This window comes from Desulfatiglans parachlorophenolica (assembly GCF_055394735.1).
This window is the reverse complement of record NZ_AP042460.1, coordinates 3677505-3698362: the sequence shown is the minus strand read 5'-3', so window position 1 is coordinate 3698362 and position 20858 is coordinate 3677505. Positions and strand designations below refer to the sequence as shown.

Sequence of the window (20858 nt, the reverse complement as noted above, 5' to 3'; positions counted from 1 at the left end):
ATGCCCCGGGGGACTGTCTTCTTTTCCGGGCAGGCGTGGCCAGCCCGGAAAAAAGGGGAGCCGCTCCGGTTAAAGGCAATGTTTTTCGTGGCTTTCAGGAATGTCAGGTGGTTCTTTTATGGGCATCTCCGCAATCTCGAGGATTCCAGCCGAGGTGTCCAGTCTGGCCTCGGCGCCGATCGGCAGCAGGATATTCCTGTGACCGTGGCCGGATGGAAGCCCCATGGTGCACGGCACATCCAGTTCGTCGGCCAGCTCGAGCAGCAGGTCGCCGATGGTCCGGGGAGCGCCGCATTGAATGAAGTCTCCTCCAATCAGGCCGGAGATCCCGCGCAGCGCGCCGGACAACGCCAGATGGCGAAGCATTCTGTCGACCCGATAGGGTTGTTCACCGTGGTCCTCGACAAAGAGAATGGCGCCGGAAAGATCAGGGAAGTACGGCGTCCCCACCAGATGTGAAAGAAGTGTGAGGTTTCCGCCGACCAGCGGGCCTCTTGCGCTTCCGGGCCGCAGGGCCCCTTCCGCAATGAGGCGGATCGGCCTGGGAGCGGCCCCCTGGAGCACCCCGAGCGTTTCGGCTACGTCCTGGCGGTCCACTTGGCCCATCTGCCTGACCACGGGCCCGTGGAAGGTGATGAAATGCGCCCGTTGCCAGATGGCCAGGAGCAGTGCGGTCAGATCACTGAACCCCATGCAGATCTTCGGGTTGGCTGCAAGGAGGGGCCAGTCGATCTTTTCGAGCAGGCGAAGGCTGCCATAACCGCCGCGCGAGCAGAAAACCGCCTTGACGTCGTTGTCCGCAAACATGGCGTGGAGGTCTTCGAGCCTGGCTGCGTCAGACCCTGCGAGGTAACCTGTCCGATTCAAAAGAGAGCGGCCTTCACGGATCCGGAAGCCTTCCGCTTTCAAGAGGGAAATCCCCGCCTGCAGATCATCCCCTTTGACGGGCCCGGCCGGCGAGATGATCCCGATCAGGTCTCCAGGGCGAAGGGCCGCAACGGTTTTTCGACAGGCGGGTTCGGGGTGGTTTCTGATGATGTGCATATCTCCATGTCCTGAGATGTTGTCGGCAGTTTTCATGCAGCAGCAGAGATCAGCCACCTGGTTTCCTTCCGGAAAAGGTCCTTTTGGCCAATTTCGGCGTCAATCCGCACGCTTGCTTGTACGGTGGCCCACAGATCGCCACTGCGCAAACGCTTGTTTCCTCGATATGGGCCAAACCGGGACCCACCGCTACGGCGCGGATCCCGGTTTCTTCACCGGCTGCAGGGGGCCTGGCTCAACCGAACCGCAATGCTCTTCGGACAGCCTCGAGCGTGAAAAACAATCCGCCTGCTTCCGAGGCGATCTGGAGCCGCCGCGTGCGCCGAGGTCCTGACAGGCCCCGATAGGCGGAAAACGCCGTTTCGGTATGGAAGAGCAGACGGCATCCGTGCTGCTTTATCCAGACAGAAGAACGACCCTCCCCCCCGGTACCTTCGGGGGCGGTCCGTTTCGCAAGGTTTGGGCAATGGGCGATCGGGGTGTCCGTGCGGATTTGCGCATCGAAAGCAGGAGGCGTCTGGTCGCGGCCGTCGTCAGGCAGGCTCAACCCTGCCGGAAAGAGACAGGCTGCGTCTGAAAATGGCCGTCAGCCCCTCGAATGTCAGCAAGGGTTCTATGGCGTCGAAGTGCTCCGATACATCCTGGATGACCGGGGCGATCCCGCCGGTGGCGATGATCATCGGCCTGCCGCCCATTTCCCGCTTCATCCTGGCCAGGACCCCGTCCACGAGCCCGGCATATCCATAGAGGAGGCCCGAGTTCATGCTGTCCAGGGTGCTGCGGGCGATCACGGCCGGGGGCCTGGAAATCCGCTCCAGTTTGGGCAGCCGGGATCCCCGGTTGACGAGGGCCTCCATGGAAATCATCAGCCCGGGCGCGATAGCTCCCCCAAGATAAACCCCTTCCGGGGAGACGCAGTCGAAGGTCGTTGCCGTTCCCAGGTCGACGACGATGCAGGCGCAGCGAAATTTATCATAGGCCCCCACCGCATTCACGATCCTGTCGGCGCCCACGTCGGCCGGGTTCTTGTAAGAGACCGGCATTCCCGTATCCGTTTCATGGTCCACGAAAAGCCCTTCGATCTGGAGGTACTGTTCGAAAAGCGATTGCAGGGCCCGGTTGACGTGCGGGACGACGGATGTGACCACGGCGTGGGTGAGGTCGCCCATGCGGCGCTGCTTGAGCTGGAGGAGTCCATCCAATAGAACCGCCGCCTCATCGGCGGTGATATCCTTGTGAGTCCGGATTCTCCAGTGCTCGATGATATTTGCCCCGTCGCTGAGGGCGAGTCCGGTATGGGTGTTGCCGACGTCGACGCACAGCAGCAGCATGTCATGATTCCGCATTCTGATCGATGGATCCTCTCTTGATGGCATCCACTATGGCGACGGTTTCGACGGCCAGGCGGACGTTGTGCACTCGGACGGCGGCGGCGCCGTTCAGGACACAGGCCGCCACCGCCGCCATCGTGCCTGTGTCGCGCTCGTGGGCCTTTTTCTTCAGGATGTGCCCGATGAAGGCCTTGTTGGACGGTCCCGCCAGGATCGGCTTTCCCAGGGAGGCGAAGCGCGAGAACTGCTGGATGAGATGCAGATTGTGCGTAAAGGTCTTGCCGAACCCGATTCCCGGGTCCAGGATGATCAGATCCTCGCGGATCCCGGCGCGGAGGGCCCGCTCGACGGCCTCCTGAAGAAACAAGCCGATTTCACCGAACAGATCGTCATAGTGTGGATTTTCCTGCATGTTTCTCGGAGTTCCCTGCATGTGCATGAGCACGACCGGCACGCCGCGGGACGCAGCCAATGGGGCCATCTCCGGGTCGAAGCGAAGGGCGCTGATGTCGTTGATGATCGATGCGCCCGCATCCAGCGCCTCGCGGGCCACGCCGGCTTTGTAGGTGTCGATGCTGATCGGTACGGGGACCCGCTTTGCCAGGGCCTCGATAACGGGTACGACCCGTGCCGTCTCGGTCTCGGCATCGAGTTCGGGGGCGAAGGGTCGGGTCGATTCCCCTCCGATGTCGATGATATCCGCCCCTTCTTCGACCATCCTCAATCCGCCGGCGATCGCCTTTTCAAATTCGAAATGCCGGCCCCCGTCAGAGAACGAGTCGGGGGTGACGTTCAGGATGCCCATCACGAGCGTACGCCGTCCGAATTCCAGGGTGTGGTTCGGCCAAATCATCGTCCAGAGGGTCATTGTGCGGTGCTTTCTGACGAAAGGGGTTCTTTGTGCTTGTCCTCCTGCTCAACCGGGTCGATCCCCAGCAGTTTGTCGATGGCCCGGACATCCAGCGTTTCTCTTTCAAGGAGGGCCTGGGCGATCTTGTGCAGGGATTCCAGGTTCGTCTTGAGGAGGTTGGTGGTCCTCTGGTAGGCTTCGTTGATGATACGGCTGACCTCCTTGTCGATCCGCTGTGCCGTAAACTCGCTGTAGTCGCGGTGCTGGGTGATTTCCCGACCGAGAAAGATCTGCTCGTCCTTTTTGCCGAAGGTCAGAGGTCCCAGTTCTTCGCTCATGCCGTAATCACAGACCATCTTGCGGGCGATGTCGGAGGCGCGTTCGATGTCGTTCCCCGCCCCGGTGGTTTGCATGTTCAGTACGATCTCCTCGGCGGCCCGTCCGCCCATCAGAATGGAAAGGGTGTTCAGCAGGTAGTCTTTCGCGTAGGTATGCCGCTCGTCTATGGGCAGCTGTTGCGTTAGACCCAGGGCTCGGCCTCTGGGAATGATCGTGACCTTGTGAATGGGATCCGTATTCGGGATCAGTCTGGCGACCAAGGCGTGTCCGGCCTCGTGATAGGCCGTGATGCGCTTCTCCGCATCGCTGATGATCATGCTTTTGCGCTCTACCCCCATGAGGACCTTGTCTTTGGCGTCCTCGAAATCGGCCATTTCGACCCGGTCTTTTCCGCGTCGGGCGGCCATGAGGGCGGCTTCGTTGACCATGTTCTCCAGATCGGCCCCGGTAAAGCCCGGGGTGCCGCGCGCGAGGATCTGGACGTCCAGGTTGTCCGCCACGAGCTTCTTCTTGAGATGTACCTTGAGGATTCCTTCTCGACCTTTGAGATCGGGCACCGACACGATGACCTGGCGATCGAAGCGGCCGGGCCTCAACAGAGCGGGATCCAGGACATCAGGGCGGTTGGTGGCCGAGATCAGGATCACCCCCTCGTTGGATTCGAAGCCGTCCATCTCGACCAGAAGCTGGTTCAACGTCTGTTCCCGTTCGTCGTGCCCGCCGCCGAGCCCGGCCCCTCTGTGCCGGCCGACCGCATCGATCTCGTCGATAAAGATGATGCAGGGGGCATGCTTTTTCCCCTGCACGAAGAGGTCCCGCACACGCGAGGCGCCGACGCCCACAAACATCTCCACGAAATCCGAGCCGCTGATACTGAAAAAGGGAACCCCGGCCTCCCCGGCAATGGCGCGAGCGAGCAGGGTTTTCCCCGTTCCAGGGGATCCGACCAGCAAGACCCCCTTGGGGATCCGCCCCCCGAGACGCGTGAATTTCTTGGGATCGCGCAGAAATTCCACCACCTCTTCGAGTTCGTCCTTGGCTTCATCGATCCCTGCAACATCCTCGAAGGTGACCTTTTCCTGGGAGTCGCTCATCAGGCGCGCACGGCTCTTGCCGAATGAAAGGGCCTTCCCGCCGCCCACCTGCATCTGGCGCATGAAGAAGATCCAGACCCCGATCAGGAGCAGCATGGGGACCCACGAGAGGAACACCTGGAACCACGAGGAATCCTCTTCGGGTTTGGCCGTGATCTTGACGTCTTTCGACGTCAGCAGTTGGATGAGTTCCGGGTCGCGCGGGGCATAAGTCTTGAAGGGCCCCTGAACGGACGATCCCGAAATGTTGTCGCCCTGGATCGTTACCCGGTCGATATGGCCTTTTTCGACCATTTCCAGAAAATCGCTGTAGCCGATGCTTGCGCTGCTGCCGCCGGGATTTTTGAAGATCTGGAACAGCATAACCATCATCAGGGTGATGACGAGCCATAGCGCAAGGTTTTTGTAGAAAGGATTCAATGAAATCGGACCTCCATATGGGACTTGACCGAGGGATCGGGTTTCTGCTCAAAAAGGGTTTTCTGATGCCTATGCTGCGTCCAACGGTAAACCACCTGTCCGGCGACCTGCCGGCCTGCATGGTCGGAGCGCCTTCTACGGACGATGTTGGCCAAAACGAAACCCTCCGAAGCCTTGAAACCGGACAGGCTCGGCTGTTGAAAAACCCTCGATCTTATCGCGGAAACGTACCAGGAAGGAAAGATCGTTTCCATGAGAATCGCAAGGATCGAACCAACTGATTCAATATAAAGATATTCGTCTAAAATTCCACAAAAATTTGATCCGCTCCTTACCACCGCGATTCGAGGTCGAATTTTTCGCGAGAAGCGCCTTCCTGATTTCGGACCTCGCTTCTCATCCGGAGATGATGAATCAGCACGACCCCGTTTCCATTTCTGAAACGAAACCAACTTTTCGGCAAGCCCCGCAGTGTTTCATTTTCACACAGACTCTGTTGACACTCAAGGGGTTTTCCCATAGATTGATGCGTAATGAAACCATCCTGTTAGGATGGCTGTTTCGTTGTCGAGTCCATGCACTGACGGGGCAGTCCTCGAGGACGGGAGTCGGCCGAACATTTTGCGACCAGGTGAAAGGGGGATATGAATGCCATTCGATACCTTCGATGAAATTATGACGTACGCCATCGAGAAGGAAAAGGAGGCGGCGCAGTTTTATGAGGATCTGAGCCGGCGCGAATCGGCGCAGGGTGTAAAAGAGCTTTTTCACGAATTTGCCGACGAGGAGCGCCGTCACCGGAGGATGCTCGAAAATTTCAGCCATGAGCAGGTGGACAGGTATTCGATCAGGAAGATTCCTGATCTGAAGCGCAGCGACTACCTGGTGGATCTGCAATATGTCCCGGACATGGCCTATGCCGATATCCTGCGCCTTGCCATGAAACGGGAGGAAAAGGCCCATGCCTTTTACCGGGATTTTGCCGCAAAAACCGCCGAGGCGGAGCATCGAAAGCTCTTCGAGATGCTGGCGCAGGAAGAGGCGAAGCACAAATTGCGGCTGGAAACCATGCTGGATGATTACCTGGCTGCCATGGGGGATTGACGCCCATCCGGACGCCGAACAAGGGCACTTGAAATAGGGAGAATTCAAGAGGGGACACTGTTTTCAGGTCCTTTATTTTCAGCCCTTTACTCCGGGCAGCCTGTTTCTCCCCGGAGAACGGGAACCCGCGACGCTTCCGAAGGTTTCCGCATGGAAGCAGTCAGCCCTTCGCTTTCGAGCCGATACAGGTCAGAATTCCACGCCCGTTTTGCTTTCGAGGAGTGGCCGGTCATGGTCGATCTGCGCCTGGATCCCCCACCTCATGATGGAAGCCCCCCAAGTCAATCCTGCTCCGAAACTGACCAGCAGCAACAGGTCGCCATTCTTGATCAACCCGGCGCGGTTGGCCTCATCCAGCGCGATCGGGATCGAGGCGGAGGAGGTGTTGCCGTAGCGGTCCAGGTTGGTGTAAACCTTTTCCATGGGGATCCCGATGGCCTGTGCCATGGCAAGGATGATACGCATGTTGGCCTGATGGGGGATCATGAGGTTGATATCGCTGCTCGACAGGCCGTTTTCGGCCAAGGCCTTTTCGGCTATCGTGGACAGGCAATTCACCGCACGTTTGAACAGCCGGTTGCCCTCCATTTTGAGCTGAAACGGTTTGAGATCGATGCAAGCCAGGCTTTCGGGGAGATAGCAGCTTTCATAGCTGGCGTAGAGCAGGTCCCAGAAGGCGCCGTCCGATCGAAGGTGGGTGGAAAGAACGCCGCTCCCGTTTGCGGAGTTTGTCAGGACGACTGCGCCGGCTCCATCCCCGAGCAGTACACAGGTGCTGCGGTCCTGCCAGTTGACGATGCTCGAGAGTCGCTCGGCGCCTACGACGAGTGCACAGCGGGATGTGTGGGCCCTGATGGCGTTGTCGGCCATGGTCAGTGCATAAAGAAAACCGGAGCATCCGGCCGAAACGTCGAAAGCGGCCGCCCGGGATGCCCCGATAGCGGTTTGGAGCATGCAGCCGGTGGACGGAAACTGCCGGTCCGGCGTGACGGTTCCGACCACGATCATGTCGAGGTCTTCGGCGGCGATCCCTGCCATTCGAAGGGCGTTTTCGGCTGCCTGGGTCGCCAGATCCGTCGTCGATTCGCGTTTGCCTTTCGAGGCGATGCGCCGTTCCTTGATCCCTGTCCGTCGGGTGATCCATTCGTCGTTTGTCTCGACGATCAATTCGAGTTCATTGTTGGACAGGATGCGCTGCGGCACAAATGATCCTGTACCAATTATCCTGGATTTTGGCATGATAAGGGTTCTCCTGGTAAGCCGACGAACCTGCTTGTGCTGCCTGAATGGAACAGGTTTCGAATCTTGCTGCCTGGCAATGGCCGACAGGCTGCGCGTGAACCGGCTGTTTGGGTCTGTTGCCGTTTCAAAGCGGACGGCCCCTCTTCGGTGAGCGGATGGATCGGCTTCGAGGCGGGCAGGGGAGGATGGAGGACCAGGATGGAAGACCAAGGCCCGCCAACCATCTGACGCGTTTTGTCGTGCACTCGACCGGTTTCATGATGGATTCGCGGTTTGCTGAGACGAGGGGATCATAGGGACAGACTATCCCCTGCGTAAAGCCGCCTGGTTGTAACGCTTGTCGCGGCTGCTGCGCTGTCCGCCGACGGTCAACACGGGTTCCCCCCGGCCGATGTGGCTGTGAAAATTTCCGCCGGAGGTTTTCCTGACGGCGGGTCGCTCAAGGGTGCGCACACGCTCGAAAGCTTCGTGAACACGCAATTTCCGGTATTCGAAAGGCGCCCCGTCGAGGGCCTGCATGGCGGCATCCGCGGCATCGGATTCCATTTCCACAAAACCGAACCCGCGGATTCTTCCTGTTACGGGATCGGTCAAAAGCTTTACCGAATGCACCTCTCCAAACTGGGAGAAGACCTTGTGGACTTTTTCTTCCGAAGCGCTGAAGGGCAGGTTCCCTACATAGATCTTTTTCACGTCGAGATTATACTCCTTTGATTGCTGGATCGTTCGAATCGATAACATGCTAGAATCCCTGTTCCGGGCAAATCCAATGGATCTTTCCGGGCAGTGCTGATAGAGCCCCTCGATAAGCCTGTGTCAAAGGCAGGTTGACCGGGCGGATCGGCCGAAGAATGCTTCCTGGATGTGATGATCGGTGAAGCGGTCTTCTTGTTGACACAATCCCCCCCCTCGAATCTGCTTTCTGTGCAGATGGTCGGGGGTGCTTTGGAATCCGTTTTAGGGAAGGATAGAAACGCGGCCACGGAATGGCAGGCGCTTTGACTTCGATCTTCCTGATGACTATTCCTGGATATTTGACAGTGCCGGAGTGCTTCGGCCGAAAAACCACAATATAAATCGAGGCTGAGGCAATTTAATTTAGTATAAATACTCCGGAACCAAAGTGCAAGGGGTTTCGCAAAAAATAGTTGGTATTCATCCGGAAATGGTCTTTTTGGCCAATCTCGTCGTCAATCTGCACGTTTGCTTGTGCGGCGACCACTAGGTCGCCTCCGCGCAAACGCTTGATTTCCTTGATATTGGGCATTCGACTCCCCGCCCCTATGGGCTTTCCCCATCAGGGGCGCCCGCACTCGAGCGCTCGGGCGGCGAATCCATGGGCCGAGGGCCGCATTGTTCGGCATGAAAAGGCGGCCGGCCGAGCGGGAGAACGACCGGGGGAAAAGCTGCAGACGCAGGGGCCGTCAGATCGGGAAGCCTATTCACTCAGGGCCTGAATCCACCGCAGCTTCAAGATAATATGAACTTGGGAGCCCTGGGTAAGCCGCATCATCTCGCACACCTTCCTGGGCAACTCGGCCAGGACGATGTGGCCCCGGACATCCAGAGAAAGTCTCGCGGTGGAACCATCGCATCGCAGGTTTTGTACTACGCCCCTGAACCGGTTGATCTGCGGACCGGCAGGTGCTTCGACGGAGACATAGATATGCTCCGGCAGGATGACGAGCCTGCGGATCGGCCTCCCCTCGTAGGGGGCGAAAATGGGCAGGTCACCACAGTCAGCTATGGCGAGTCCATTTTCGACGATGCGGATCGAGTGGCAGTCAAAGATATTCGGCTCCCCGATAAAGCGACGGACGCTGTCTTCGGCCGGGGCGAAAAAGATCTCTGCTGGAGTTCCCGTCTGCAGCAGTCGGCCGTTGTCGATCAGGGCGATACGGTCCGCCATTTCAGCGGCCTCGGTCAAGTTGTGGGTGACGAAAAGCGTGGTGCAGCCGAGTTCACGCTGCAGGCGTTTGAAGTCCATCCGCAGGTATTTGGCGGATCTCAGATCCATGCTGGCAAGGGGTTCGTCCATGAGGAGAATACCAGGACGGGTTGCGACCGCCCTGGCCAGGGCGACCCTCTGCCGCTCGCCGCCGCTCAGTTCGCGGGGGTATCGATCAGCGAGATGGGTGATGTTGACCATCTGAAGGAGCGTATCCAGCCTTTCGGAGAGGTGCCTATTCTTGCAGGTTTTTCTTACCCTCAGACCATAAGCGATGTTGGATTTTACATCCATATGCGGAAAGAGCGCCAGGTCCTGAAAAAGATACCCGGCGTTCCGTTTTTCCGGGCGAAGGGTATCGACTGGTTTTCCATCGAAAAGGACTGTTCCTTTGTAGTCGATCAGACCGGCGACGATATTGAGAAGAGTACTTTTCCCTGCACCGTTTTTTCCCAGGAGGACCATGAACTCGCCGTCGTCGATGACGAGCGAAACGTCCTTCAAAATAAAATTACTCAGTGATTGGAGTTCGATCCGCGGCAAATGGGCCTCCTTTCGTTATCCTTTCTACGACCGGAAACAGGTCGATGGAGTGGAAAGCGGCCACAGATGGAGGCACCTCAGGCCCACCTTCCGGTTGTCTTTCTTTCGAGAAAGAGGAAGAAGCGCTCGAAACAGAAACACATCAGGGAAAGCACCATCAGGCACACAATGACGATGTCCAGGCGGACCAGGCTTTCGGCCCGCATCAACAGCGCTCCGATTCCGGTCGGGATAGCCACCATCTCGGCCGCGATGATTACCCGCCAGGCCATACCGGACTCCAGGCGAAGACCGGTGAAGATGTTCGGGAGGGCCAGCGGAATGAGGATGGTCGTGAGGATCTTGAGGTCTGAAGCCCCGAGGGTCCTGGCGGCTCGGACAAGGTTCCTGTCGACGGAACGGATGCCTGTTTGTGTGTTGTAAACCATGGGGAAGAAGGAGCACGTGAAGATGATGGCGATGGGCAGCATTTCGCCGATACCGAACCAGAGCATGAACACCGGCAGCCATCCGAGGGCCGGGATCGGGTAGATCAGGCTCATGACGGGATGCAGTGTGCGATGGATGGCGGCCTTCCAACCCATCAGGACACCCATGAACAAACCCGCCGCAGAGCCTGCCACGAAGCCGATGATCACCCGCAGGAGACTGCGAAGGAAGTGCCTCGGCAGGACGCCGCTTTCGAGGAGTCTCCAGCATTCGCCGATCACGTTCGAAAAAGGCGGCAGAAGCGCCGGATTCTCGATCCAGAGGCGGGCAATGATTTCCCAGAGACCGAGAAAGACAAGGATCGGCACGAAGGACCATTGAAAGGCGATCCGCTGCATCCCGTGCCTCTTCCTCAGCGATGGATCGCCAGGATCTGATCGGCTTCGAAGCGCTGCCGGATATATCCCAGTTCGACAAGATAATCGATGGTTTTCTGGACCTGGTCCGGATCGATGCGGGTGGTGCAGACGAGCCGTTCGGTCAAGGATCGCTGCAGGGCCTGAGGGGTTGCATCCAGGTCGGGGCTCTGCTCGACCTGCTCCGGGAAGATCCTGCCGCCTGTGATGCGCAGGGCCTCGGAGAGAAGTTGGGCGGCCGCCTTGGGGTTCCGGTTGATCCAGGCTGTAGACCGTTCCGTCACCTCTACGAGACGTGCAACGGCTTGAGGGTCGCTCTGGAGGAATCGCTCGGTCACGATCAGAACGCTCCCCTGCATATCCGGCCAGAGGTCCTGCGCGGTCACAAGAATCGGAAATCCGGCCGATTCGGCCATGCTCGGGTACTGCTCAGGCATCACCGCGGCGTCGAGGTGGCCCATCCTGAGGGCCAGGAGTTGCTTGGGCGGGCTCATCCGCCGGATATTGTCGGCCACCTTCTGTTTATCCAGCCCATAGACGCTGATCGCTTTTTGAAGGAGGGCATCGGTCGGGCTGCCTTCCCGGGCGCAGCCGATCCGGACCCCGGGTCTCTGGAGGTCGGCAGGGGTTGTTATCCGGTCAGGGTTGATGGCAACGGCATAACCGTAATGGTGCGTGCCTGCCACGATCTTCAGGGGAACGTGTGCGTTGGCGTAGGCGCAGATCGCAGGGATCAGGCAGATGTAGGCGGCATCGATCTCTCCGCGCGTCAATGCGGCGGAAAGGGCCATCCCGGTTACATAACTGTCAAAGGCCTCGATCGGAACCCCTGCCTGCCCGTACCAGCCTTTGGCCTTGGCGACATAGGCACAGGCTGCATGGGAGCAGAATTCCACTGCAAGAACGATGGTCTTTTCCGGCGAGGGGATCTCGGATGAGGGGGCACCGGCGCCGGCTTCGCTGACGGATGCTGCCAGAGCCAGCGCAAGGACTCCAAAGAGGGTGAAGACGGTTTTTCGAAACATACCCGAAGCCTCTTTGTTCATGCAGGAAATCGATGGATTGCCATTCCCGGTGCCGATATGACTCCGTATGGCCTTTGAGCAAAATGCCTGAAAAGGGGCATTCTTTAACCATGGCCATATGACAGGGGGTATCATCGGCAGTGCTTTGTAAAGGCTTGCCGTTATAAGCGGCCGCTTCCATCGGGGATGACCTACTGAATGTAATATTACAATATGAAATAATCCGTCAAGAAAAATATAGCCTCTCGAAGCAGTTGCAAAACGTTCTCAGTTCGGCTTTATGATTCGAAGTGATCCAATGAGGGATTACTGCGCGGGTTCACTCCGCCGGGGAGCGTCATGCTCGATCTCATTTTTCAGATCCTCGATCTGCTGGGTGAGCCTCTCGAGTTCGGTGCATTTCTGCTGGTAGAGCTGCTGGGCCATCCGATATTTTTCTTCAAGCCCCTCGGGGGTCAGGACATAGAGATAGTTGGTCTTGGTTTGAGAGGCTTCGGCACGGTCGATCTTGAGGAAGCCTTTGGTGGCAAGGTCCTCCTGCCGGTAAAGATTCCGCGGAATACGCAACGGGTTGACCTTGACGAGTTTTTTTTGAATCAGTTCGGAGAGGCAGGCATTGGTTTTGCCAAGACTGATCCCCATTTGTTTGGCGATATCGCGCTGGGTCAGATCCAGATCGCCGCTCAGAATGGTAAGCATTTGATGATACGTCTCAATCCGTGTTTTCGTGCGCATAGCGGATCCGCTTTGATAAGGGTGTATACGTTCGACCCAGCCCAGTTCGACGGGTTGAAAGACCGCTCTCCCGAATTGGAAAGTCGCCCTTGCCTTCGTCAGGCCATTGACTGTGTCCGGTTGCCGGGACCGGATTCCTGTTCCACTGCAGACGGCCTGCCAAGGTGACCGGGGAGCCTCTTCTTTCCCGCATGATGGGCCTGAGCATAAATTAAAGACCGATTTTTCACAATCACTACATAACACAATTCGGTGGCCTAATGAAATATTTTCTGTGATGATCCTGAGCTATTTCGCCGGAAGATCCGCTTCGTCAATGGAGGCAAGAATTTCCTGAGATGCGGATAGCACATCGATTGGTGCGGATTGGGGTACGGAATGGATCGAGAGGTACCGCTTGAATGCATCGTGGATGTCGCAGTCATCCAGTGTCTTGCCGGGGTGAATAGGTTCGAGAACGCGGAGGCGACCTGCAGGTCGCCGCACAAGCAAACGTCCAGATTGATGCCGAGATGGGGAAAAAACCATTTCCGGATGGAAACCCACTACAGCTGCTTCAGCGGGACATCCGCGCCGGATTTTTGGATGAGTTCCCGGAAGGTTTTCAGGATCGTGTGGATCCGCCGGGTGTCCGGGGATTCGGAGAACGGAATGTCTTGGGACCCGCTCTCCTCCAGCCGATCGAGGATATAGCTCACCGTCAGGATTTCGGGATCCCGGGCGGGAAGGTAAGTCGGCGGGTTTTTCCGATCTCCGGGGCGCTCCGTAATCAGATCCGCCTCGAGCAGGTCATCCAGTACCTCGTGGACGCAGTGCAGCGGGGTTTCGAGCTGCAGGGCGATCCGCTGTGTGTCCCAGCGTTTGTCATGCGTCGAGAAGTGTTTGAGCAGGGTGCGCATGATCGCGAGAGCCAGGAGCTTGCGGAAGGCAATCGGCATGGAGCGGCAATCCGGACCGAATTCACAGGTTTTGACATGCTGATGGGCACAGGCGATTTCGGCCCCGAACAGGACCAGCAGCCAGCTGATCTGCAGCCAGAACAGAAAAAGGGGGAGGGCGGCGAAACTGCCGTAAATGGCATTGTACTTGGCGACGTTGATTTGAAAGGTGATGTAGGTCCACTGAAAGGTCTGATAGAAGGCTGCCCCGAGGAAGCCGCCGATAGCTGCGGAGACTGTCTTGACCTGGGTGTTGGGGATGAAAACGTACAGAAACCCGAAGAGGAACCAGATGACGGCAAACGGCAGCAGGCGCAGCATCTTGAAAATGAGGGGGTTTGCAGGGCCGAAGAGGGTGATATGTTCGGCGAACATTCGGATCTGGCTTTCGATAAAGACCGTCAGGGCGCTCGCAAGGACGAAGAGCAGGGGGCAGATGAGCATCAGAGACAGGTAATCGCTCACCTTGCGTCCGAAGGGCCGCCCTGATGGCACCTTCCAAATGGTGTTGAAGGCGGCCTCGATATTCGAAATCATCTTGATGATGGCCCAGAAGAGAAAAAACAGACTTATGCCGGCGATAAGACCCCCCTGCGTCGTCTCGAGAAGGGCATCGGAAAAGGCGATTGCACGCTCGAGAACATCCTCCTGGCCTTTGAGCTGCTGCAGGAGCTGATTCCGCAAGGTCTTCTCGAAGCCGAAGCCCTTGGCGATGCCGAAGACCATCGCAAGGACCGGTACGATGCTGAGGAGGGAGTAAAACGTCAGGGCCGACGCTCTCAGCTGGCATCTGTCCTTGAAAAATCCGTCAACCGAGAGAACGATTGTGCGCACCAGTCTGAGCAGCAGGGCGTGGCTTTTCGGCAGTTCTGCCTCCCGGATGCGCCAGAGGTTGTCACGATAGTACTGGATCGCTTTCAGGAGCGGACGGGCAGGCATAAAAATTCGTCTCCTTTGACCGGTTGCGGAAACAGGCTGCGGGCCTGTTATGGCAGAAACGGGCGGATGCGTGCTTCCAACTCGGCCTTGGGCAGCGCCCCTACGATCTGATCGACGACCTGGCCGTTGCGGAAAAGGAGGAGTGTCGGGATGCTCCTGATGCTGAACCGGGATGATGTTGCGGGGTTTTCGTCCACGTTGAGCTTGGCGATTCGGATCTTCCCGGCATATTCCCGGGCGAGGGCGTCGAGGATGGGCGCGATCGATTTGCAGGGGCCGCACCAGGGCGCCCAGCAATCCAGAAGAACCGGCAGGGAAGAGCCCAGGACGTCCTCACCGAAGGACCGATCCGTTACAGTGAGAGGCTGATGGCTGGACTGCAGCGACTCGGACAGCCGGGAATGGCATTTTCCGCACAGGGGATTCCGGTCCAGCTTGTTCGTGGGAACACGGTTTTTGGTGCCGCATTTCGGGCACCGGATCAGGACATGGTCGGTATCCATCGCTTGACCTCCACGGATTGACGGTTGAAATTCAGAGGGTTTTCCCCGCATCGTGGTAAATGAAAACATAGGTCTGCCGATTGATGTCGACACTCAGATCCGCGCCGCGAGACTCGGCGTAGACCACCCATGAGGGCTTTTCTTCTCCGCAGCACTCCACCTGAGGAGAAAAACGGCCGGTATCTCGTTCGTACCAGGCGAGGAGCATCGGCTCGGAAAGCACCTCCTGTGCCTTTTGGTCGGCAAGCAGCCTCGCGGCCTTCAGGTCGAGGGGGGTGTCCTCGAAATCGAGGCCGATGCGGTTGGGGAGCATTTCACGGCTCAATGATCGGCAGGTTCCCATAGAACACTCTCCTTTCAGTGGGCAGTGATACCTGCGGCGATGAGTCAGCGCAGAAAGGTTGATATCGAAAAGCGAAAAACTTATAAATCATTATAGGTACATGATGTGCAATGTCAAATGGGCGGAGCGGGAAGTCCCTTCATGTTGGTTTTTGCCCTTGACTTGGTGCCAAGAGGAAGCTATCATCCCAAATTCACTAGTTTCCATGCAAAGATCGCTTTCAAGCGTCGGCGAATTGCGATCGGGGAAAAAGGGTTTTAGACCGCGATCCGGACGATCGGGGTTCGGCGAGTCGCCAGGCCGCAGGCCGGTGCACCAGGAACGGTGCAGATCGATCCCGGGTTCGGCCGTCGATGTCATTTGCGGGTGGAAACGCACTATATTCGAGGAGCAGGGGTCATGTACGCAGTCATTAAAACGGGTGGAAAACAGTACAGGGTAGCCGCGGGTGACGAGCTGAGATGCGAGAAGCTCCCGGGGGCGGTTGGCGACACGGTGGTTTTCGAGGATGTCCTTCTGCGCTCCGAGGGCGATTCGGTCGTTGTCGGGCAGCCCGTTCTCGAGAACGCAAAGGTGACCGGCCGTATCAAGGGCCATGGTCAAGGCAGAAAGGTCCTGGTTTTCAAATACAAAAGACGCAAGAATATCCGCAAGCTCAGAGGCCACCGGCAGGCATTCAGCCTGGTCCGCATAGAGAACATCGAGTGATTCGGGCGGCGATTTTTTCGAAATAGAGGGATAAAATGGCACATAAAAAGGCAGGCGGGAGTTCGCGCAACGGGCGCGACAGCGCGGGGCAGCGGTTCGGCATCAAGCGGTTCGGAGGCCAGCAGGTAAAGGCGGGCAATATTCTTGTCCGGCAGAAGGGGACGAAGATCCACCCGGGCACGAACGTAGGCCTCGGGAAGGATTACACGCTCTTTGCGCTGGTCGATGGTGTGGTTGCCTACGAGCGCTTTGGCAAGACCCGCAAGAAGGTCAGCATCGAGGCGGTCTGATGGATCGCCTGTCCCATCCCGCCTGAGAGATGGAAGATGGATTTTCTGGATGAAGTGGTCATTACGGCCAGGTCGGGTGATGGGGGTGCGGGTTGTGTCAGTTTCAGACGGGAAAAGTATATCCCCAAGGGAGGCCCTGACGGGGGTGACGGCGGCGACGGTGGCTGTGTCATCCTGCTGGCCGACAAGACCTGCCACAGCTTGTCGGATTACCGGTCACGGAGATCCTTCAAGGCGGGAAGCGGCTCGCCGGGGGGAGGCAACCAATGCACCGGCAGGAGCGGCGATGACCTGATTCTCCCCGTGCCTTTGGGGACCGTCGTTGAAAATGCCGAGACCGGTGAATTTATCGCCGATCTCGTCCAGGCCGGAGAGCGGTTCATGCTGCTTGCGGGCGGTCAGGGCGGGAAGGGCAACCGGCATTTCGCTACCGCCACGAACCGGGCTCCACGCATGGCCCAGCCGGGCATTCCCGGTGACGAACTCAAGATAAGACTCTCTCTCAAGCTGCTCGCCCATATCGGGTTGGTGGGGCTTCCCAATGCGGGGAAGTCCACACTGCTCGCCTCGTTGACCATGGCGCGCCCCAAAATCGGGAACTACCCCTTCACGACCCTGATTCCCAATCTCGGAGTGCTGGATCTCGACACCGACCGCTCCGTCGTCCTTGCCGATGTGCCCGGGCTGATCGAGGGTGCGAGCGAGGGCCGAGGGCTCGGGCTGCGTTTTTTGAAGCATATCGAGAGGACAGGCGTCCTCTTTCACCTCCTCGATGTGTCAGAAGCCCCTGCGGAAGGCGTCCTGGAAGATTATCGTCGGATCCGAAACGAGCTGGGGGCTTACAGTCGGGCCCTGGCGGAAAAGCCTCAGCTCGTGCTTCTGAACAAGGTGGATCTGCTGGATCCTGGTGAGACAAAGGTGGCTCGGATCGGGCAGGCCCTGGAAAAGGAAGGGGTGCAGTGGATCGGTTTGTCGGCGCTGAAGGGGGAGGGTGTCCAGGAGTTGAAGCGCCTGATCCTTGCCAATTGGGATGCCTGGAGACTGGGCGGCCTCGATCCCCGGCAAGGGGTACCCGAGATTAGGCCGGAGGTGGGTGGTTGATTCCTGAATTGCAGAAGAGTGCTGTGGAGCCTGTGGATCGCGAAGCCTTGTTTCGGGGGATCCGAAGGATCGTCGTCAAGGTCGGCAGCGGCGTGCTGACGGCGGTCGACGGGTTGAACCAGGCTGTTATCGAGAGTATCACCGACGATATTGCAGAACTCCGACGGAAGAAGGTCGAGATTATCCTGGTGTCTTCAGGGGCCATAGCCTCCGGCCTTAGAAAGGTCGGTCTCAAGAAACGCCCGGAATCGGTTTCGCAGCAGCAGGCCCTCGCGGCGGTGGGCCAGAGCAGCCTGATGCGTGCATATGAAGAAGCATTCGGCAGACATCGTCAGAAAGTCGCGCAGATCCTGGTCACACGGGATGATCTGACGCACCGGCGGCGCTACCTCAATGCCCGCAATACGCTGTTGACCTTGCTTTCGTGGAGGATCGTGCCGATCATCAACGAGAACGACACCGTGGTCGTGGACGAGATCAAGTTCGGCGACAACGACAATCTGAGTGCCATGATCACTTGCCTTTCGGAGGCGGGCCTGCTGGTCAACCTGACCAATCTGGATGGTCTGTTCGACAAGGACCCGCGGGTTCACGAGGATGCGCGTCTGATTGACGTGATCGACAAGGTGGATCGGCGCGTGTCCGGATATGCGAGCACCATCCCGGGCTTTCTGGGAAAAGGCGGGATGGCCAGCAAGGTGAAGGCTGCCCGGAAGGTGGCGCTCCTGGGAGTGCCGACCGTCGTCGCCAATGGGTTCAAGGCGGGCATCCTGAAGCGGGTCCTGAAAGGGGAGGCGGAAGGGACGCTTTTTATGCCGCGTCCGGTGTCCCTCTGCCACCGAAAGCACTGGATCGCCTTTACCAAATCGCCGCGGGGGCAGATCGTGATCGACAAGGGGGCGGAGACCGCGCTTCTGCAGAATGGCAAAAGCCTTCTGCCGTCGGGTGTCAAAGAGGTGGTGGGGAGATTCAGTCTAGGGGATGCCGTTCTGATCGTGAGTGAAGAAGGAGAGAATCTTGCGGTCGGAATGGTCAATTACCATAGCGGCGATCTCAGGAAGATCATGGGTGTTCGGACATCCGGGATAGAGGCTATCCTCGGTTTCAAGCACGAAGACGAGGTCGTTCATCGCGACAATCTCGTGTTGGCGCGTCAACTGGACGAAGGAGACGATCTATGTCAGTGGAGGGGATGATCCGTACGATGGCCTGGGAGGCCGGGCAGGCTGCCCGGTCCCTGCGCAGCAAAGGCAGGGCCGACAAAGACGCCGCCTTGATCCGGATGGCCGGGCTGCTGCGCAAACACTCCGGCAGGGTGAGAGAGGAAAACGCGAAGGATGTCGCCCGGGCGCGCGAGTCGGGTCTTTCAGCGGCCCTGATCGATCGGCTGACCTTGAGCGGCCCCACGATCGAAGGCATGGCGCAGGGACTCGAAGAGGTCGCGGGCCTCCCGGATCCGGTCGGGGCGGTCACCGGCATGTGGCGGCGGCCGAACGGGCTTCTGGTCGGTCGCGTGCGCATCCCAATCGGAGTCATTGGATTTATCTATGAATCGAGACCCAATGTAACGGTGGATGCGGCCGCGCTCTGTCTGAAATCCGGGAACGCGGTTATCCTCAAGGGCGGGTCCGAGGCGATTCAGTCCAATATGGTCCTCGCTGAGATCCTGGCCGAGGCCCTGCAGGAAACCGGTCTTCCTCAAAAGGCCGTTCAGGTGGTGCCTACGACGGACCGCGAGGCGGTGTCGATCCTGATTGGACTCGACGAAGCGGTGGACCTGATCATTCCCCGAGGCGGGGAAGGGTTGATCCGGTTCGTGGCCGACCATTCGAAGATCCCCGTTCTCAAACACTATAAAGGGGTCTGCCACGTCTACGTGGATGAAAACGCCGAGATCCCCATGGCGGAGGAGATCTGCTACAATGCGAAAGTGCAGCGTCCGGGTGTCTGCAATGCCATGGAGACCCTTCTTGTGCATGAAGGCATCGCCGCAAAGTTCCTGCCCGGTATGTTCGCACGGTTCGAGACGGCCGGCGTCGAGATCAGGGGATGCGAGCGGACCCGGTCGATCGCGCCCCAGGTGAAGGCGGCCGTAGCCGAGGACTGGCCGGCGGAGTTTTTGGATCTGATTCTGGCTGTGAGGGTGGTGGCGGATCTCGACGAGGCCCTGGACCATATCGAGCGCTATGGTTCGAGACACACCGAAACGATCGTGACGAACGATTACGGGCGCGCCCAGCGTTTCCTCGGCGAGGTCGATTCTTCCGTGGTGCTGGTGAACGCCTCGACCCGTTTCAATGACGGGAATCAGCTGGGGCTGGGGGCGGAAATCGGGATCAACACATCCAAGCTGCACGCCTTCGGTCCGATGGGTCTCGAAGAGTTGACGACCACGAAGTTCATCGTTTACGGCAACGGTCAGATCAGAGGCTGACCGGCGTGTCCAAAGGCGGAAGCCGGCAGAGAAGAACTGGCGCGGCAGGAACCGGCAAGGAAAAAGGAAACGCTTTGAGACTTGGATTGCTGGGTGGAACCTTCGATCCGATTCATCTGGGCCATCTGCGTACCGCCGAGGAGGTTCGAGAAGCTCTGGATCTAGACAAGGTCTACCTGATTCCCGCCGCCGTGCCTCCTCACAAGACCCGGGAACCGATAACGGCCTTTGCGCACCGATACACCATGGTGCGCTTGGGCATCTCTACATCCCCGCACCTCGATGCACTCGACCTCGAGGGGAAGCGGCCCGGACCTTCCTATTCCATCGAAACGCTGAGAGGCTGCCAGGCGATGTTCGGTCCCCTGGCCGAGATCTTCTTCATCCTGGGAATGGACGCCTTTCTGGAGATTTACACCTGGAAGGCGTATCTCGAACTGTTCGATTGGGCGCACTTCGTTGTCATCGGCCGTGAGGGCAGCGAACTGGAAAAGCCTGCGGCATTCCTGCGATCGCTCGGTATCGCAGGCGTTTCCGAAAACGGACGGGGATTTTTTACGTCGGATTCCGGCAAGTCGATTCATTTTCTGCAGACGACGCGCATGGATATATCGGCCTCGCGGATCAGGCTATTGTGTCGGGAAGGGAAATCTCTGCGTTTTCTGATCCCTGAGCCCGTAAGAGAATACATCGAGAGGACGGGGCTGTATAGAAATCATGGACACGCTTGAAAAGGCACGGAAATGCGTCGGGTATCTTCTTGAGAGAAAGGCCTTGAACCCGGTTCTTGTTGAGGTCGGAAAGATTACCTCGCTGACCGACTATTTTCTGATTGCGAGCGGCGGCAGTTCCAGGCAGGTGCAGGCGCTCAGCCGGCACCTGCAGCGCAGGATGCGGGAGGCCGGATTTCGGCCCTACGGCATAGAAGGAGAGCAGGAGGGGCAGTGGATCCTGCTTGACTTCGGGGATATCGTGGTTCATCTTTTTTATGAACCGGTGCGCACATTTTACGATCTTGAAGGGCTGTGGGTCGAGGCCCCGCGCATCCCCATCGAGAATGCCATGCCGCCGGATTGATCGGA

The 20858-nt window shown here is 58.4% G+C and carries 22 protein-coding genes; 8 read left to right on the top strand and 14 right to left on the bottom strand.

What is annotated here, in order from left to right; translation table 11 throughout:
• Positions 1 to 69: 69 nt before the first annotated feature.
• The 4 genes from ACZ500_RS17280 to ftsH all read right to left on the bottom strand — a co-directional run bounded on the left by ACZ500_RS17280 (position 70) and on the right by ftsH (position 5078).
• On the bottom strand, positions 70 to 1044 hold the full coding sequence (locus ACZ500_RS17280) for a S66 peptidase family protein (protein ID WP_464228652.1): 975 nt from the start codon (positions 1042 to 1044) through the stop codon (positions 70 to 72).
• A gap of 533 nt (positions 1045 to 1577) precedes the next feature.
• Entirely contained in the window at positions 1578 to 2390 is an 813-nt protein-coding gene (locus ACZ500_RS17275; RefSeq protein ID WP_464228651.1) for a type III pantothenate kinase, read from the bottom strand.
• Positions 2377 to 3243: a dihydropteroate synthase gene (gene folP / locus ACZ500_RS17270; protein WP_464228650.1), complete on the bottom strand. Its 867-nt coding sequence runs from the start codon at positions 3241 to 3243 to the stop codon at positions 2377 to 2379. The genes ACZ500_RS17275 and folP overlap by 14 nt, the downstream gene beginning before the upstream one ends.
• Entirely contained in the window at positions 3240 to 5078 is a 1839-nt protein-coding gene (gene ftsH, locus ACZ500_RS17265; protein WP_464228648.1) for an ATP-dependent zinc metalloprotease FtsH, read from the bottom strand. Before ftsH ends, folP begins: the two co-directional genes overlap by 4 nt.
• 648 nt (positions 5079 to 5726) lie before the next feature.
• Here ftsH and ACZ500_RS17260 point away from each other — a divergent pair.
• Complete coding sequence (locus ACZ500_RS17260) at positions 5727 to 6182, top strand: ferritin-like domain-containing protein (RefSeq protein ID WP_464228647.1); 456 nt, start codon at positions 5727 to 5729, stop codon at positions 6180 to 6182.
• 189 nt (positions 6183 to 6371) lie between these two features.
• On the opposite strand, the gene ACZ500_RS17255 is transcribed toward ACZ500_RS17260, so the two are convergent.
• From ACZ500_RS17255 to ACZ500_RS17210, 10 genes are all read right to left on the bottom strand, one after another.
• Positions 6372 to 7421, bottom strand: coding sequence for a beta-ketoacyl-ACP synthase III (locus ACZ500_RS17255; RefSeq protein WP_464228646.1), 1050 nt, complete (start codon positions 7419 to 7421; stop codon positions 6372 to 6374).
• 306 nt (positions 7422 to 7727) lie between these two features.
• Entirely contained in the window at positions 7728 to 8117 is a 390-nt protein-coding gene (locus ACZ500_RS17250; RefSeq protein WP_464228645.1) for an RNA recognition motif domain-containing protein, read from the bottom strand.
• A gap of 745 nt (positions 8118 to 8862) precedes the next feature.
• A complete protein-coding gene (locus ACZ500_RS17245) occupies positions 8863 to 9915 on the bottom strand; it encodes an ABC transporter ATP-binding protein (protein WP_464228644.1) in 1053 nt (350 codons plus the stop codon).
• Between the two features lie 77 nt (positions 9916 to 9992).
• On the bottom strand, positions 9993 to 10742 hold the full coding sequence (locus ACZ500_RS17240; RefSeq protein WP_464228643.1) for an ABC transporter permease: 750 nt from the start codon (positions 10740 to 10742) through the stop codon (positions 9993 to 9995).
• A gap of 14 nt (positions 10743 to 10756) precedes the next feature.
• Positions 10757 to 11785, bottom strand: a complete 1029-nt coding sequence (locus ACZ500_RS17235; protein ID WP_464228642.1) for an ABC transporter substrate-binding protein — start codon at positions 11783 to 11785, stop codon at positions 10757 to 10759.
• Positions 11786 to 12091: 306 nt separating this feature from the next.
• Complete coding sequence (locus ACZ500_RS17230; RefSeq protein WP_464228641.1) at positions 12092 to 12484, bottom strand: winged helix-turn-helix transcriptional regulator; 393 nt, start codon at positions 12482 to 12484, stop codon at positions 12092 to 12094.
• Positions 12485 to 13065: 581 nt separating this feature from the next.
• On the bottom strand, positions 13066 to 14397 hold the full coding sequence (locus ACZ500_RS17225; protein WP_464228640.1) for a YihY/virulence factor BrkB family protein: 1332 nt from the start codon (positions 14395 to 14397) through the stop codon (positions 13066 to 13068).
• Positions 14398 to 14444: 47 nt separating this feature from the next.
• A complete protein-coding gene (trxC, locus tag ACZ500_RS17220; protein WP_464228639.1) occupies positions 14445 to 14900 on the bottom strand; it encodes a thioredoxin TrxC in 456 nt (151 codons plus the stop codon).
• 31 nt (positions 14901 to 14931) lie between these two features.
• Positions 14932 to 15243, bottom strand: coding sequence for an AF1514 family protein (locus ACZ500_RS17215; protein WP_464228638.1), 312 nt, complete (start codon positions 15241 to 15243; stop codon positions 14932 to 14934).
• A 90-nt stretch (positions 15244 to 15333) separates the two neighbouring features.
• Positions 15334 to 15603, bottom strand: coding sequence for a hypothetical protein (locus tag ACZ500_RS17210; RefSeq protein ID WP_464228637.1), 270 nt, complete (start codon positions 15601 to 15603; stop codon positions 15334 to 15336).
• A 39-nt stretch (positions 15604 to 15642) separates the two neighbouring features.
• Here ACZ500_RS17210 and rplU point away from each other — a divergent pair, with 39 nt between their 5' ends.
• The 7 genes from rplU (at position 15643) to rsfS (ending at position 20853) form a co-directional block, all read left to right on the top strand.
• Complete coding sequence (gene rplU, locus ACZ500_RS17205; RefSeq protein ID WP_464228636.1) at positions 15643 to 15951, top strand: 50S ribosomal protein L21; 309 nt, start codon at positions 15643 to 15645, stop codon at positions 15949 to 15951.
• A 35-nt stretch (positions 15952 to 15986) separates the two neighbouring features.
• Positions 15987 to 16241: a 50S ribosomal protein L27 gene (gene rpmA / locus ACZ500_RS17200; protein ID WP_464228635.1), complete on the top strand. Its 255-nt coding sequence runs from the start codon at positions 15987 to 15989 to the stop codon at positions 16239 to 16241.
• A 36-nt stretch (positions 16242 to 16277) separates the two neighbouring features.
• On the top strand, positions 16278 to 17342 hold the full coding sequence (obgE, locus tag ACZ500_RS17195; RefSeq protein ID WP_464228634.1) for a GTPase ObgE: 1065 nt from the start codon (positions 16278 to 16280) through the stop codon (positions 17340 to 17342).
• Entirely contained in the window at positions 17339 to 18538 is a 1200-nt protein-coding gene (gene proB / locus ACZ500_RS17190) for a glutamate 5-kinase (protein WP_464228633.1), read from the top strand. The genes obgE and proB overlap by 4 nt, the downstream gene beginning before the upstream one ends.
• Positions 18520 to 19776, top strand: coding sequence for a glutamate-5-semialdehyde dehydrogenase (locus ACZ500_RS17185; protein WP_464228632.1), 1257 nt, complete (start codon positions 18520 to 18522; stop codon positions 19774 to 19776). The genes proB and ACZ500_RS17185 overlap by 19 nt, the downstream gene beginning before the upstream one ends.
• A 74-nt stretch (positions 19777 to 19850) precedes the next feature.
• The gene (gene nadD / locus ACZ500_RS17180) at positions 19851 to 20507 is read left to right on the top strand and encodes a nicotinate-nucleotide adenylyltransferase (RefSeq protein ID WP_464228631.1); all 657 of its coding nucleotides are present in this window, start codon (positions 19851 to 19853) and stop codon (positions 20505 to 20507) included.
• The gene (gene rsfS, locus ACZ500_RS17175) at positions 20494 to 20853 is read left to right on the top strand and encodes a ribosome silencing factor (protein WP_464228630.1); all 360 of its coding nucleotides are present in this window, start codon (positions 20494 to 20496) and stop codon (positions 20851 to 20853) included. Before nadD ends, rsfS begins: the two co-directional genes overlap by 14 nt.
• The last annotated feature ends 5 nt before the right edge of the window (positions 20854 to 20858 follow it).